The sequence below is a fragment of the Aeromonas sp. Y293-4 genome (genome assembly GCF_027705905.1).
Lineage (GTDB): Bacteria > Pseudomonadota > Gammaproteobacteria > Enterobacterales > Aeromonadaceae > Aeromonas > Aeromonas veronii.
In genome coordinates, this window is sequence record NZ_JAPDCI010000001.1 from 440,366 (window position 1) to 455,917 (window position 15,552).

Annotated in this window: 12 protein-coding genes; 4 read left to right on the forward strand and 8 right to left on the reverse strand. The window is 60.8% G+C overall.

The annotated features are described in order from the left end of the window. Positions 1–184: 184 nt before the first annotated feature. Entirely contained in the window at positions 185–2,086 is a 1,902-nt protein-coding gene (speA, locus tag OKC31_RS01870; protein WP_005344160.1) for a biosynthetic arginine decarboxylase, read from the reverse strand. Positions 2,087–3,100: 1,014 nt separating this feature from the next. On the opposite strand from speA, the gene pepT reads away from it, so the two are divergent. Together pepT and OKC31_RS01880 are read left to right on the forward strand one after the other, a co-directional pair. After that, on the forward strand, positions 3,101–4,324 hold the full coding sequence (pepT, locus tag OKC31_RS01875; protein ID WP_270656062.1) for a peptidase T: 1,224 nt from the start codon (positions 3,101–3,103) through the stop codon (positions 4,322–4,324). A gap of 202 nt (positions 4,325–4,526) precedes the next feature. Next, the gene (locus tag OKC31_RS01880; protein ID WP_247823126.1) at positions 4,527–6,236 is read left to right on the forward strand and encodes a lysophospholipid acyltransferase family protein; all 1,710 of its coding nucleotides are present in this window, start codon (positions 4,527–4,529) and stop codon (positions 6,234–6,236) included. Between the two features lie 114 nt (positions 6,237–6,350). Here the strand turns inward: OKC31_RS01880 and OKC31_RS01885 are convergent, their stop codons facing one another. From OKC31_RS01885 to OKC31_RS01900, 4 genes are all read right to left on the reverse strand, one after another. Beyond that, positions 6,351–6,659, reverse strand: a complete 309-nt coding sequence (locus tag OKC31_RS01885; protein WP_043821170.1) for a SelT/SelW/SelH family protein — start codon at positions 6,657–6,659, stop codon at positions 6,351–6,353. Between the two features lie 77 nt (positions 6,660–6,736). After that, positions 6,737–7,861: an adenosylhomocysteinase gene (locus OKC31_RS01890; RefSeq protein WP_216961786.1), complete on the reverse strand. Its 1,125-nt coding sequence runs from the start codon at positions 7,859–7,861 to the stop codon at positions 6,737–6,739. Positions 7,862–8,043: 182 nt separating this feature from the next. Then, entirely contained in the window at positions 8,044–8,781 is a 738-nt protein-coding gene (locus OKC31_RS01895; RefSeq protein ID WP_236353424.1) for a hypothetical protein, read from the reverse strand. Continuing rightward, on the reverse strand, positions 8,781–9,341 hold the full coding sequence (locus OKC31_RS01900) for a YceI family protein (RefSeq protein ID WP_270656064.1): 561 nt from the start codon (positions 9,339–9,341) through the stop codon (positions 8,781–8,783). Before OKC31_RS01900 ends, OKC31_RS01895 begins: the two co-directional genes overlap by 1 nt. A gap of 109 nt (positions 9,342–9,450) precedes the next feature. On the opposite strand from OKC31_RS01900, the gene OKC31_RS01905 reads away from it, so the two are divergent. Continuing rightward, positions 9,451–10,353, forward strand: coding sequence for a LysR family transcriptional regulator (locus tag OKC31_RS01905; RefSeq protein WP_247823127.1), 903 nt, complete (start codon positions 9,451–9,453; stop codon positions 10,351–10,353). Between the two features lie 55 nt (positions 10,354–10,408). On the opposite strand, the gene OKC31_RS01910 is transcribed toward OKC31_RS01905, so the two are convergent. Continuing rightward, positions 10,409–10,825: a hypothetical protein gene (locus OKC31_RS01910; protein WP_270656067.1), complete on the reverse strand. Its 417-nt coding sequence runs from the start codon at positions 10,823–10,825 to the stop codon at positions 10,409–10,411. A gap of 67 nt (positions 10,826–10,892) precedes the next feature. On the opposite strand from OKC31_RS01910, the gene OKC31_RS01915 reads away from it, so the two are divergent. Further along, positions 10,893–12,623 carry a formate--tetrahydrofolate ligase gene (locus OKC31_RS01915; protein WP_247823131.1) on the forward strand — a complete coding sequence of 577 codons (1,731 nt, stop codon included), beginning with the start codon at positions 10,893–10,895 and terminating at the stop codon, positions 12,621–12,623. A 72-nt stretch (positions 12,624–12,695) separates the two neighbouring features. Here OKC31_RS01915 and OKC31_RS01920 read toward each other — a convergent pair whose 3' ends face one another. After that, entirely contained in the window at positions 12,696–14,351 is a 1,656-nt protein-coding gene (locus OKC31_RS01920) for a methyl-accepting chemotaxis protein (RefSeq protein ID WP_247823132.1), read from the reverse strand. A gap of 410 nt (positions 14,352–14,761) precedes the next feature. Next, positions 14,762–15,418 (reverse strand): GTP cyclohydrolase I FolE, encoded by a 657-nt coding sequence (gene folE, locus OKC31_RS01925; protein WP_005334419.1) that lies wholly within the window; start codon positions 15,416–15,418, stop codon positions 14,762–14,764. Positions 15,419–15,552: the final 134 nt, after the last annotated feature.

Sequence of the window (15,552 nt, forward strand, 5' to 3'; positions counted from 1 at the left end):
ACAGCTGAAAGGGACAGATATCTGCCAGATCTGTGGCCTGCGGATGCCTTGAGCCCGCATCGGTTATCCAAATGAAGATGGACCGAGCGCACCGTCATATCGCCGGATGGCCCCCGGTAACAAAAACGGCGCCCGCAGGCGCCGTTTTTGATTTTCCCTCAAAAGCGAGGGGCAAACAGAAGGCTTATTCGTCTTCCAGATAGGCGTAGCCTTGCAGGCCCAGCTCCAGCTCGTCGAGCAGGGCTTTGCGAGTGGCATCGTCCAGCGCCGGGTGAGCGGCGATCCGCTGATAGTTTTCGCGGATCACGGACGGGTCGATGTTGACGTAACGCAGCAGCTGGTCGACGGTGTCGCCACGCACCACGTTGCGAATGTCCATCTTGCCCTCTTCGTCCAGCCACACTTCCGCGCAGTGGGTGTCACCGAACAGGTTGTGCAGATCGCCGAGGATCTCCTGATAGGCACCGACCAGGAAGAAGCCGACGTGGCACTCTTCGTTCTCGCCGTAGACCGGCATCGGCAGGGTGCTCTCGACCCCCAGACCGTCGACATAGTGCTCGACCTGACCGTCGGAGTCACAGGTGATATCCATCAGGATACCGCGACGGCTAAGCGGACGATCGAGACCGGCCAGCGGCATCACCGGGAATACCTGACCGATACCCCAGGCATCCGGCAGGGACTGGAACAGGGAGAAGTTGGCAAAGCACTTGTCCGCCAGCTTTTCACTCAGCTCGTCAGCCAGCGCACGGTGGTTGCGGTTGACTGGGTTGAGCATCTCTTTGAGTGCCAGACAGGTGTTCTGGTGCAGCATCTCGGCCCAGGCACGCTGTTCAAGGTTCAAGAGGCCCATGGTGTACTGGGTATTCACGTCACCCAGATCTGCCACCGAGTCATGGAAGATCTCCAGCAGGGAGGGATCTTCGCTGCGCAGATCCAGCCAGCCTTTCCACATGTTCTGCAGAATGGTCGGTGCATCTTCGTCCGGCGCGCTGATGTCGTTCATCTCCACCCCTTCGGCACCAATGATATTGGTAACCAGCACGGCGTGGTGGGCGGTCAGGGCACGGCCAGACTCGCTGATGATGGTCGGGTGCGGCAGATCGAACTCGCGGCAGACATCGCCGATGCCCCATACCACGTTGTTGGCGTACTCGGAGAGGCTGTAGTTGGCGGAGCAGTGGCTCTGGGAACGGGTTCCCTCGTAGTCCACACCCAGGCCGCCACCGACGTCCACGACTTCGATGTTGGCACCGAGGCGACGCAGTTCAGCGTAGAAACGGCCGCACTCGCGGATGCCACCCTGAATGTCGCGGATATTGGCGATCTGGGAACCCAGATGGAAGTGCAGCAGTTGCAGGCAATCCAGCTTGCCCAGCCCGCGCAGACGCTCGATCAGCGCCAGGATCTGGGAGGCGGAGAGACCAAATTTGGACATGGAGCCACCGCTCGATTCCCACATGCCGGAGCCGGTGGAAGCGAGCTTGGCACGCACCCCGATGTTGGGCTTGATGTTGAGACGAGCTGACTCGTCCAGCACCATTTCCAGTTCGGAGGGCTTCTCCACCACGATGTAGACCTTGTGGCCCATCAGGTTGCCCAAGAGGGCGTGGCGGATATATTCGCGGTCTTTGTAACCGTTGCAGACGATCACCGAGCCTTGCTCATGGTGATGGGACAGCACGGCCAGCAGTTCCGGTTTGGAACCAGCTTCCAGGCCAAGCCGGGGCTTGTCGCTGTAGGACTGGCTGATGGTCTCGATGACACGACGCTGCTGGTTTACCTTGATCGGGTAAACGCAGAGGTAGTCCCCTTCATAGCCTGACTTCTCGATGGCCTGACCAAAGGCGTTGAACAGCGCATCGACCCGACTCTTGAGAATGTCGGGGAAGCGCAGCAACACGGGGGTGGTCAGCCCGGACTGACGCAACTGTTCGATGGCGTCAGAGAGCACAATATGCGCGTCAGGGCGTGATTTGTCGGGGGCGACGGTCACATGACCGGCGTCATTGATATTGAAAAAACCCGCACCCCAGTAGGGAACGTTGTAGACCTTCAAGGAGTCCTTGCTGGACCAGTTAGTCATGGGCTATGCCTCGCAAATGAGCGACCCAAAGTCGCCTTCGTTACCCTCAATCACATCCAGACCATCTAGTGCAGAGTACGGCGAGCGCTGCCATCACGAGACGCAGCCACCCAAACCAACCTTTTGCACATCGCGGCAAGCCAGAGGCTGCCTGGTGGATCTTGGGGAAGTAACGAGTCTTGATGTGGGGCTGGTGGCTTTACATCAAGCTCAACGGTATGCGGTGCCACTATGCCGTAGCGCCGCGGTACTTTGATGACAGACGACATCAGCCACGCCGTCAGTTCATCATTCGGCAGCGATCCCGACAGAAGGAGAGGGTTCCAAGGAAGAGAAGCGAAGGCGCCAGCACGCATGCGTGTTGATAGACGACAACAACCACAGCCCACCTCACCGTCAGTGACCGCCCATGACAAGGGAAGATGATGAGCCGGTGGCCCACTCGGTCAAATGAAGGATGAGAGTCTGTTGTTCTCCCTGATACCGGAGCCTAACCGGTATTAAAGAAACCATTCCCCAGCAGTGTCTGTCGTTTCTGCGTGCCTCGCCCTATAGGCGTATGATCGGTCGGGTTTCTGGCGGCTCTGCCTGCTTCAGGGTTGCCCTTGGATCGGCGCGGAGTGTACACACTTACCGCGGGCAGTGACAATAAAAAATAGTGTTCAAAATCCCCTTTTAATAAGTCGATCAAATCTTGCTGGCGGGCAGGCGGGCTCTGGGATGGCGCAGGTTATGCGACAGCCCGGTTTCCCCTTGAAAAGTGTGTGAAAACGCCATGATTGGGCTGACGCCTTGCTGTGCGGTCGCTGAGGGGAATTTGGCCGCCACCGCCAGCGCCTAAATATCGCAATAAATGCCACATTTATGCGATCTCCCTCCCGGACGTTGCCCCGCGCGCCGCACATTCGCCGCTCTTCCCTTGCGTCAAAAAATGGGAAAAACCTGCGCTGACGCAATGAGTACCCCGCACGGATTGGCCACAATGACCGCTCACAATCGGTTAGAGGCTGACTAATGGATACCCTGCTTGAGCGTTTTCTGCGTTACGTAACTTTTCATACCCGCTCCGATGAGACCAATCCAGCCTGCCCCAGCAGCGAAGGCCAGCTGATCTTTGCCCGTGCCCTGCAAGAAGAGATGAAGGCGCTGGGGCTAACCCGGGTCACCCTGGATGAACACGGCTACCTCACCGGCTGCCTGCCGGGCAACCAGCCGGACGCCCCCGCTATCGGCCTGATTGCCCACATGGACACCGCCGACTACGAGGCGGAGCACGTAGTACCGCAAATCATCGAAAACTATCAGGGCGGCGACATCTGCCTTGGCAAGGGTGACGAGGTGCTCGCCATTCGTGACTACCGCTTCCTGAAAAACTACCTGGGTCAGGATCTCATCACCACCGACGGCACTACCTTGCTTGGTGCCGACGACAAGGCGGGCATCGCCGAGATCCTCACCACCATCGACCACCTGCAGGCCCACCCCGAGATCCCACGTGGCGATATCTGGGTCGGCTTTACCCCGGATGAAGAGATCGGCCGTGGCGCAAACCTGTTCCCGCTGGAGAGATTCCCGGCCAAGTGGGCCTATACCGTGGATGGCGGCGAGCTGGGCGAGCTGGAGTATGAAAATTTCAACGCCGCCAGCGCCACAATTCGTTTTATCGGCAATAACGTCCACCCCGGCACCGCCAAGGGGAGCATGATCAACAGCCAAACACTGGCCGCCCGCTTCCACGCCGCCATGCCTGCCGAGCAGACCCCGGAGTGCACCGACGGGTATGAGGGCTTCTTCCATCTGGCCCAGATGAGCGGCACCGTGGAGGAGAGCACCCTGCACTACATCATCCGTGACTTTGACGACGAGCACTTCGCCGCGCGCAAGGCCGAGATGCAGAGCCGGGTGGCCGCCCTGCAGGCCGAGTATCCCAAGGCCCGCATCGAGCTGACCCTGACCGACAGCTATCGCAACATGCGCAGCCAAATAGAGCCGCACATGCATATCGTCGAGCTGGCCAAGGCCGCCATGGAGGTCGCCGACGTGGTGCCGAAAATAAAGCCCATTCGCGGCGGTACCGATGGCGCCCGCCTCTCCTTTATGGGTCTGCCCTGCCCCAACCTCTTCACCGGTGGCCACAACTTCCACGGCAAGCACGAGTTCATCCCGCTGCAATCCATGGAGAAAGCGGTCGCCACCCTGGTGGAGCTGGTGCGCCTCACCGCAGCCTGGCGCGGTTAATCGATTACCATGACAACCAAGGGGGGAGCCGGTTAACCGGCTCCCCCCTTGCTATCTGGCCATCCCCCATCAAGAAAGGGAAACCGGGGAGAGTCGCGCAGGGGCAACTGGCTGCCACTGCCATCAAACTGTCATCCCGCTGACATGTCGCGGGAACAGTGCCACATCATGCTGGGAGCAACGGATCGCCGGAGCCCTCCAGATGTTCACTATCGATACCCTGCTGACCCAGCACTTCCCCCGCCTGCTTGGCTACCCCCTGCTCACCCCGCTGTTAAAGCGGCTGCTGGGCTGGCTGCTCAACGAACGAGCCTTTGCCGACTTTGCAACCCGCTACCCGCACCTGCGCGGCCTCGACTTTGTCGAGCAGGCGCTGACCCAGCTCGATTTCGACTATCGGGTCAGCGAGGCGCAGCTGGAGCATATTCCCGCCAGCGGCCGGGTCATTTTTGTTGCCAACCACCCCATCGGCTCGCTGGACGGACTGGCGCTGCTGCAACTGCTCGGTCGCATCCGCCCCGATGTGAAGATCGTCGCCAACCAGCTGCTGGCCCAGCTCGCTCCGCTGCGCCCTTTGCTATTGCCGGTGGACAATATGGAGGGCAAGACCGATCGACAGGCTATTCTCGCCATGAACGAACACCTCGCCCATGAAGGGGCGCTGGTGATCTTCCCCGCAGGTGAAGTCTCGCGGCTTGGCCTCAAGGGGGTGAAAGATGGCCCTTGGCAGGCAGGCTTTATCAAGCTGGCCCAGCGCACACGCACCCCGCTGGTGCCCATCCATCTGGGGGGACGCAATAGCCTCTGGTTCTATCTCGCCTCCTGGCTCAACAAGCCCGCCTCCGCCCTGTTGTTGGTGCGCCAGCTGTTTCGCCAGCAGGGGCAGACCCTGCCGGTGACCATAGGGGCGCGCATTCCACTTGGCAGTTTTCAGGATCTACCCGCCAAGACGGCGGCGCGGCTGGTGCGCAACCACCTCTACCGGATTGGCCGTGGCAAGGCGGGACGACTGCAGACCGAGGCCCCCATCGCCCTGCCGGAGGATCGCCGCCAACTCAAACAGGCCATCGAAAGCTGCGAGCAGCTCGGCACCACCCCGGATGGTCAGGGGATCTACCTCTACCGCCGCCATGAACTGAGTCACTCGGTGATCCTGCGCGAGCTGGGGCGACTGCGGGAGATCGCCTTTCGCGCTGTGGGGGAAGGGTCTAGCAAGCGGCGGGATCTCGATGGCTTTGACAACGACTATCACCACCTGATCCTCTGGGATCCGGCCCGACTCGACATTATCGGCGCCTACCGGTTCGCCCCGGTGGCGGAGTTGCTGGCCAGCAAGGGGAAGGATGGCCTCTACAGCCACACCCTGTTCGGCTTCGAGGATAAGCTGCTGCCACGACTGGAGCAGGCCATCGAGCTTGGCCGCAGCTTTATCCAGCCCGCCTACTGGGGCAAGCGGGGGCTCGATTATCTCTGGTTCGGCATCGGTGCCTATCTGGCCCGCTATCCCCGCTACCGCTACCTGTTTGGCCCGGTGTCGCTCTCCGGCAGCCTGCCGCCGGCGGCCAAGGATCTGCTGGTGAGCTTCTACCGCCAGCACTTTGCCCCCGAGCTTGCGCTGGCCCCCTCCCGCCGTCCCTACCCCGAGACGCAGCCTCTGTTCGAAGGGTTGGATTACGGCGCCGATCTCAAAGCACTCAAGGCCCGTCTCGACAATCTGGGCTGCGCCATCCCCACCCTCTACAAGCAGTACTCCGAGCTGTGCGAGCCGGGCGGGGTGCAATTTATGGACTTTGGTATCGACCCCGACTTCAACCACTGCATCGACGGGCTGGTGTGGGTCGATGTGAGCCGCATCAAGTCCCACAAGCGGGCCCGCTATATCGGCAGCCATCTAGCCGAGCCGCGCTTATAACCCTGCAGGCGCCAGGCAAACAGCCAAATGCAAAAAAGGAGAGAGAGGCCATCGCCTCCCTCTCCTTTCGCTCTCATGCTCAGCACCTTTTCGAGGCGCTCGGCCCATCTGGCGTTACTCGGCCGCCTTGCGATCCGAGTGGCCGAGATCCCGCTCAGGGGCGATGACGTCACGCACCCTCTGCTTGATCTCCTTGGCCTCGGGGAAGCCGTCATCGACCACCCGATCCCACACCTGCACCCCGCTCACCAGAATGCGGAACTCCCCCTTGCTGGCCGGCACCAGCGCCACCTCCCCCAGATCGCTGTCGAAGGTGGATAGCAGCTCCTGCGCCAGCCAGGCGGCGCGCAGCATCCAGCGACAGAGGGTGCAGTAGCGGATTTCGATGCGGGGTTTGCTGATCAGGGTTTCAGACTCGGTCATGAGTGACTCCATAAAAAAGCGCCCAATGGCGGGAAGTGGCGTACCGCCGCTCAATGGCCGATCCCGGTTTGGTCAAATCAGTGCTGATCAACCCCATGAAAATCGGCCAGCCAATGGCGGGCAATGGTACGCATCGCCGATTCTGGCAGCTCGAACAGGCCGGGAGCAAGAGGGCCTGCCGCCAGCATCCGGATCCCTTCCATGATCTCCGCCAGCACCAGATAGACATATTCGCCAATCACGGCGCCATGGACGAAGTTGACCGCCTCACCCCGGTTGAGCAGGTAGATCTGGGTGCCATCCGGCCGGTTGAGGGCCAGCACATGGGGGCACACCTCTTCGCTCGGCCACGGCAACTGGGCCAGCGAGAAGGCAAACTCGTCGTCGGCCGAGGTGACCGAGGCCACCATGGTGCCGGGGCGCAGCGCCTGTAGATCCGCCAAATCCAGCGAGCCGTTGCCGGTAGAGCAGATCACCAGCTCGGCGCGGCTCAACGCCTCGGCCTTGGTGATCAGACGAAAACCGTGAGAGAGCGCTTCGACCTGTCGCAGCACATCGGTCTCCACCAGCCCGAGATGGAGGTTGCGACAGCGCAGGTCGCGGGCGATGCTGCGCCCCACCTTGCCATAGCCAAACAGCGCCGCCTCGCAGACGTTGAAAGTACGGTTGAGGTTGCGGGCCAGCGACTCCGCGGAGTAGACCACGCTCAAACCAATCTGGATATCCTCGGCCTGCTTGAGGGGACTGCGTGCCACCGACACCACCGGAGTCGCCAGCACCTCGTGCTCATAGCGTTGATGGCCGTTCTCGGTCATCTCCACCACCCCGAGGAAACGGGGGCCGAAATATTCACTCAAGATCACCTGGGTTTTGGCAAAGTAACCGCCAATATCGAGGATCAGCAACCGCTCGTGAGGGGCCACCAGCGGCGCAATCTGCTGGATGATGCTGTCGGGTTCATTGGTCCAGCGTCGGTTGAGGGGCAGCACCGGATAGTGTTGTGATACCCACTCCAGGGTCGGACCGTGTACCGATTTCGGTTTGGGCAAAATGGCACCAATCCGTCCAATCTGACCGAGAGCGTCGATAAAACGCGGGCGATCGGGAAGCAGGTGAGTGACCAGCAAAATGCAGAGACCGTCGATACGTCCCTGTCCGGTGAAATGGCGAAAAAACAGATGCTCAGATCCTTGACTGCGCAACTGTGGCCTCCTTATGTGCCGCAAAGCAGGCAAACAGAACCCGGCGCGGCCGGGTTCTGTGTGTGTCCAAATAAAATGAAAATCCTTTTTATCTGAAACACATATGGGGCTCAATCATTATCTGCCAAGAGTATGAGCGAGTATGCAAAAATGACTGTAATTGCCTGTTTTTCATGCAAAAATCAGTACAAAGAAGCAGCAGGCCACACCCACCACAGGCTGAGCCCGGTTCCCGCGGCAGCGAGCAGGATCAGCCCACCCCAACGCACTGGCCAGGGTGTGTCACGTAACGCCCACTCCAGCAGCGGCAGCAACCAGACCGGCAGCAACACCACCAGCGGCACCTCCACATATTGCCAGGCCAGCATCTGGACGAAGGCGAGGGCCAGCGCCAGACCGGCGGGTGCTACCTTGATGTCAACAAAGGTGGCAAGCAGGGCGCGAAAACCGGCGAAAGCGGCCAGCGCACCGGCCAGCTGGGCAATCAGCAGACTGCCATCGATGCCGATCACCAGTGCCAACCAGATAAAGCCGAGGGCAAACCCGAGCCCCTCGCGGCTATCACAGCGCAAGGTGCTCCAGCCAAACCAGAGGATGGCGGGCAGTAGCGCCAGCCAGATCCCGGGTTCGCTCGCCAGTACCGAGGCCAATCCCTGCCACCACACCAGCGCACTGAACACCGCAAAGAGCAGCAGCGAGCCACGCAGATCGTTCACCTGAGCCGCAATGGCGGGCACCAGCAGGGTCAGCGGCAGCCACTGCCACGCCTTTTCCGGCATGCCATAGAAGCCGCCGAGCCAGGATCCCACCAGCCAGAGCGCCAGCGCGCCCCACAGATACCCCAGTCGCGGCCAGCGCCACGATAGCAAAGCGGCTCCCAGAGGAGCCGCCAGGGTTTGCAGCAGAAGTTCCGCGCCCATTACTTGCGCACGCCTTCGACAAACAGGTTGATGTTCATCTCGTCCGGAATGCCGGGCAGCATGTAGCTCACGCCAAAGTCACTGAGCTTGATGGTGGTGGAGGCGTTGAAACCGCTGCGGTAGCCGCCCCAGGGATCCTTGCCTTCGCCGATCTTGACCAGATCGAAGGCCACTTCCTTGGAGACGCCGTGCAGGGTCAGAGTCCCTTTCAGCACGCCTTTATCCTTGGTGCCCTCGTAAGCGGAGCTGACGAAGGTCATCTTGGGATACTGCTTCACGTCGAGGAAGTCAGGGCTGCGCAGGTGCTTGTCGCGGGCTTCGTGATTGGAGTCAACGCTGGCGGCATCCACTTCGAAGCTCGCCTTGGCCGCCGCGGGGTTGGCGTCATCCATGCTGAAGGTACCGCTGAAGGTGTTGAAGCGACCCACCAGCTCGGAGAAGCCCAGGTGACCCACCTTGAACTGCACCGTGGTGTGCGCCGCATCCACATCGTAATCCGCCGCCATCAGAGGGGTCGCCATAAACAGGCAGGAGGCCAGCAGAGCCTTGGTCATTTTCATCCGTTCGTTCCTTCATCTTGGGGTTCACATCAGTGGTTAAAATGCTAACCTCGTTCTGAAGATGAATAATCAGTGATTTATTAAATTCATTATTTACTGAGGATGGAAAATGGACCAGATCGCCGCCATGCGTACCTTTATCAAGGTGGTGGAGTGCCAGAGCTTTACCAAGGCCGCCAACCAGCTCGGCATCTCGGTCGCCATGGCCTCCAAACTGATGCAACAGCTGGAGGAGTCCCTCGCCACCCGGCTGCTGTCACGCACCACCCGTCAGGTCAATCCCACCGAGGCGGGCCAGTTCTACTACCAGCGCTCCCTCGCCCTGCTGGCGGAGCTGGAAGAGACCCACAGCCAGCTGACCCACCACAACCAGCAGCCCAACGGCACCCTCAAGCTCTCGGTGCCGATGGATTTTGGCTATCTGCACCTCTCCCCCGCCCTGCCGCTGTTTCGCCAACGCTTTCCCGACCTCAAGCTCGATATCGAGTACAGCGACCGGCGGGTAGCGCTGGTGGAAGAGGGGTTCGATCTGGCGCTGCGGATCGGCCACCTCAGCGACTCCTCGCTGGTGGCGCGCCAGCTGGCCACCATTCGGGTCGAGCTTTGCGCCAGCCCCGCCTATCTGGCACGCAAGGGCAGACCGGAAAAGCCCGAGGATCTCAAGCAGCACGACTGTCTGATCTACACCCTGACCCAGCCGGAGTGGCACTTCAAACGGGGAAACGAGCAGCAGAGCATCCGGCCACAGGGGCCACTGCGGGCCAACAACGGGGTGGCGCTGACCCGCGCCGCTTGTGATGATCAGGGCATCATATTGCAGCCCACCTTTATCGTGGGGGAGGCGCTGCGGTCAGGACAGCTGGTCAGCCTGCTGCCAGAGTGGGACAAGGGAGATGTGGGACTTTATGCGGTCTATCCGCACCGCCGCTTCGTCTCGGCCAAGGTGCGCTGCTTTATCGAGTTCGTGCAGGAGCGCTATCTCGCCCCGCAACAGTGGGATGCGACGACCTGATGGTCAACGCTGACGGTTTGCTCTGACTTTCCGGCCTGCTGGCCCGGCAGACAACCTAACGTTGGCTGGGGGCCGCTGCGGGGGCGAGCGTTGCCAGCAGACGCGCCTGCTCGAGGCTTAACTGCCAGCGTGGCAAACGGGTGCCTATCACCGAAAACTGCTGCTCACTGAGGGCATAGGGGAGCGCCACTTCAATCTCGGGGCAGTCAAACATGGCGGCCAGCTGCAGGATCAGAATGAGGTTTGCCTCGTCGGTCTTGTGCTTGTTGACCCGTTTGCGGATCTCGTGGCGCAGCTGGGTTTCGGGGTCCTGGGTCATCGCCTGCCAGCCGAAACCGAATAACGGCACCAGCGCGCTGACAATCCCCAGCGCCGTCATCGGCTGCTTGGGGGGATGATAGAGTGCGTTGAGATCCAGCCGAACAGGATTCGGACGAACCTCACCCTCACCAAATAAAATCGTTTTCGTCATTGGATTACCCGTTATATTCCACTAGACTGCGCCGCATATTTTACCCCGATATGCCAACGAGGTGCTGATGCTAAGCGATATCGAGATCTCCCGCCAGTCCCCCCGTCTCTCCATTCACGCGCTGGCCGAACGCCTCGCCATCCCCCAGCACCTGCTCAGCCCTCATGGCCACTACAAAGGCAAACTCAGCCTCGATCTTCTCACGTCTCAACCCAAGCATAGCGGCAAGCTGGTACTGGTGAGCGCCATCACCCCGACCCCGCTCGGTGAAGGGAAGACGGTGACTACCCTTGGCCTCTCCATGGGGCTCAACCATATCGGCCAGCCCAGCATCGCCACTATCCGCCAGCCGAGCCTCGGCCCGGTATTCGGGGTCAAGGGGGGCGCTGCCGGTGGCGGCCACGCCCAGGTGGTGCCGATGGAGGAGATGAACCTCCACCTCACTGGCGATTTTCACGCCCTGACGGCGGCCCACAATCTGGCGGCGGCGGCCCTCGATGCCCGCCTGTTCCATGAGCGCAAACTCGGCGACCAGTTCAGCGCCAAAACCGGCCTGCCGCGGCTCGATATCGATGCCGACAACATCCTCTGGCCGCGCACCCTCGACATGAATGACCGCGCACTGCGCCACCTCACGATTGGACTGGGGGGCGCTGCCGATGGTGTGGAGCGCAGCGATCGCTTCGTCATCACCGCCGCCTCCGAGCTGATGGCCATTCTGGCGCTGGCAAGCGATCTGAAAGACCTGCGCCAGCGCATCGGCCGCATCCAGCTGGCCCGCGATATTCACGGCAAGCCCATTACCGCCGAGCAGTTGGAAGTAGCGGGCGCCATGACGGTGCTGCTCAAAAACGCACTGCAACCGACCCTGATGCAGACCACAGAGCAGACGCCGGTGCTGGTACACGCCGGCCCCTTTGCCAATATCGCCCACGGCAACTCCTCGGTGATCGCCGATCGCATCGCCCTTGGCCTGACCGACTATGTGGTGACCGAGGCAGGTTTTGGCTCCGACATGGGGCTGGAGAAGTTCTTCAACATCAAGAGCCGCCAATCCGGTATTACCCCCGCCTGCGTGGTGCTGGTGGCCACGGTGCGCGGTCTCAAGGCCAACAGCGGTCTGCTGGATATTCGCCCGGGCCAGCCGCTACCAGCCAGCCTGCTGGGGGAAGATCTGCCGACCCTCAAGCAGGGCTGCGCCAACCTCGCCTGGCATATCCGGAACGCCCGCCGCTACGGGGTGCCGGTGGTGGTCGCCATCAACCGCTTCCCCACCGACAGCGAGGCCGAACTGGCGCTGCTGGCCCATGAAGCGCAGCAAGCCGGTGCCTGTGGCGCAGCCATCTCCAACGCCTTCACCCAGGGTGGTGCCGGTGCCAGCGAGCTGGCCCGCGCCGTGGTCGCCGCCTGCAAGCAACCCGGCAAGGTGAAACTGCTCTACCCCGACGAGGCGAGCCTCGACGCCAAACTGGCGACCCTGGTGGAGTGCGGCTACGGCGGCCGCGGAGTGCAGCTCTCCGACAGAGCGCGCCAGCAGCTGGCCCAGCTCTCCGCCGAAGGGTGGGATCACTTGCCTATCTGCGTGGCCAAGACGCCGCTCTCCATCAGCCACGACCCAGCCCTCAAAGGGGTGCCGACCGATTTCGAGGTGCCCATCGACGAGGTGAAGCTCTGCGCCGGTGCCGGGTTCGTCTATGCGCTGGCGGGCCCCATCATGACCATGCCGGGGCTGGGCAGTCTGCCTGCCTATCGCCATATCGATATCGATGAGAACGGCGAGATAGTCGGCCTGAGCTGAGCCCTTCCACAACGCCAGAAACAACAAGGCCCCGCCAATTGGCGGGGCCTTCTGTTATCCATGCATCAACCCTTAGAGGGTGAAGCGCTGGGTCATATGGTGCAGGGTGTTGGCCAGCTTGCTCAGCTCGCCACAAGCCTGGGCGATCTGATGAGCGCCCTGGGCATTCTCGTCAGCGGCATTGTGAATGTTGACGATGCTGCGGTTGAGCTCTTCGGTCACCGCGTTCTGCTCTTCGGTGGCGGTGGCGATCAGAGTGTTCATGTCGGTGATGCGCACCACGGCACCATTGATGGTCTCGATACTGGTACCGGCATCCCGCGCCAGACCGACACTCTCCTGCATCTGGTGACGGCTCAGCTGCATGGCGTTGCCCGCCTCGGCGGCGCGGCTCTGCAAGAGCTCGATCATCTTGCTGATCTCGGCGGTGGAGTCCTGGGTACGCTGGGCCAGGGAGCGCACTTCATCCGCAACGACCGCAAAACCACGACCCTGCTCACCGGCACGGGCCGCTTCGATGGCCGCGTTAAGGGCCAGCAGGTTGGTCTGACCGGCGATATCGCGGATCACATCCAGCACCACACTGATATTGGCGCTGTCGGCCTCCAGCTGCTGCACCACTGTGCCCGCCTGTTCAATCTTGACCGACACCTCTTCAATGCTGGCAATGGAGCTGCGTACCACTTCGCTGCCGGCAGCGGAGGTGCGGGAGGCATCCTTGGCGGCGCTCATGGCATCCGTGGTGTTGCGGGCCACTTCGTTGACGGTGGACTGCATCTCGTTCATGGCGGTCGCCACCTGGGAGACTTCGTTCTGCTGGATGGCCATGCCGCTGGCAGACTGGCTGGAGATGGCGCTCACCTCCTCCACTGCGCTGCTGAGTTGGCTCACGGAGCCGGCGATCTCGCTCACCAGATCGGAGAGGGAACCCTGCATCCGGTTGATGGCGGAGCCCAGCTGACCCAGTTCATCGCGGTTGAAGCGGCTGTCACGGATCCACTGCTGCAGTTCGCCCTGACCCAGATCGCCATTGGCAATACGCTGGGCTTGACGGGCCAGCATGATCAGCGGGTCGCGAATTTGGCGGGTCAGTACCACGGAGAGCACCACCACCAGTATCAGACCGATCACCAGCGCGATGGTGACACTCAGATTGGCGGATTGATAAGAGGCGACAATGTCACTGCGGGATTCAGACGCATAACCATGGTTAATCTGGATCAGGGAGGCCACTGACTTGCTCAGCGCGGTGTAAAGGGGAACCCCCTCCTCAAGGAAGATGCGTTGGGCTTCGGCAAGCTGATCGCTGTCTTGTAGCTGTTGGACTCGCTGGTGCAGAGCGACGTAACGATCCCAGTCAGATTTCACCGTATCGAAGGTACGGCGCTCCGCCACATCCTCAGGCCAGATAGTCTTGTCATGGGCAATCAGCTGCTGCGCGATCGCGTTAAGCTGCTGACTGGCAATATTCCGATATTCAGCCCTTTTCAGCGGCTCGGCAGCCACCACGAAATAACCCAGCTCATAACGACGCAACTCACCGAGAGAATCCCCGATCGCGCTGGTGCGATTGACCGCTGGCAAGATGCTGTCGGTAAACCGGATGGCAACATCATTCATGTTGCCAAACTGGACAAGGGCAAAACCGCCGATAAAGGCGACCATCAAACCGAGCACGGCAAAGCCGGCGGTGAGTTTTTTACCTATGGTCATGGTACTGGTATTCATGGGATATCCTGGTGGTCGTTAAATTCGTAGCACTCGTCCGGTTCACGCCCTCCTGGCATGAACTATCTGGCCACCTGTTCAGTGGCGCACCATCCAACCTTGATGAATATCTCTGAATTCCATGAGCGGCAGCGAGAGCCGTGAGGGGGCGCTAGAGTAACCGGATTGTGACGGTTCGGAAAGAGTCTGCCCGGTTACTTTTTGTAAGGTGAAAACGAGTTTTTTTCGTGTTCGATTAAATATACCGCTCAGATGAATAAATCGGAAAAATGCATAACGTTTGCATAAGGCAAGCCGCGCGAGTCAAGCCGTTGCAGGCCGCCACTCTCATCCGGGACCAATGAAAAACGCCAGCAATGGCTGCTGGCGTCTCGTTTATTCAGCAAGGCGGTTACAAAATAACCGCCATCTTATCCGCGCAGGCCGCCCAGAAATTCGGCCCGGGTATCGGGTTGGGTCTTGAACACCCCACCGAGGGAGGTGGTGGTGGTGTAAGAAGTCGAATCCATCACCCCGCGCGCCTTGACGCAGTAGTGGGTCGCCTTGATGCTGATGGCCACATCCTTGGTGCCGAGCAGGGTCTGCAGCGCCAGCAGGATCTGCTGGGTGAGCCGCTCCTGCACCTGGGGACGGCGGGCAAAGAACTGCACGATGCGGTTGATCTTCGACAGGCCAATCACCTTGCCGCGAGGGATATAGGCCACATGGGCCATGCCGTCGATGGTGACGAAGTGGTGTTCGCAGGTGCTGGTGAGGCTGATATCCCGCACCATGATCATCTCGTCCACCTGCATCTTGTTCTCGATCACCGTCACCTTGGGGAAGGTGGAATAGTCGAGGCCGGAGAAGATCTCGTTGACGTACATCTTGGCGATGCGATGCGGCGTCTCGGCCAGACTGTCATCGGTCAGATCCAGCCCCAGCGTCTCCATGATGGAGCGCATATGGCCTTCGATCTTCTCCCGCTTCTGCTGGCTGTTCAGCTCGTTGGTGACCAGGGGAGTTTCCAGTCCCTGGGCTTCGAGGGCAGCCCTGACCAGCAAGGCTTCCGGACTTAAGGTTGTCATTATCTTCTCTCCCACGCTCAGGGACTGTGAGGGCAGCTCAAGGAGCAACCCCTTATGTTATTGCGGCGTACAGGGCCGACGGTATCGCTGTAATGGTCGCCACACAGGATGTGACAGCCATCTGTTATGGCGGC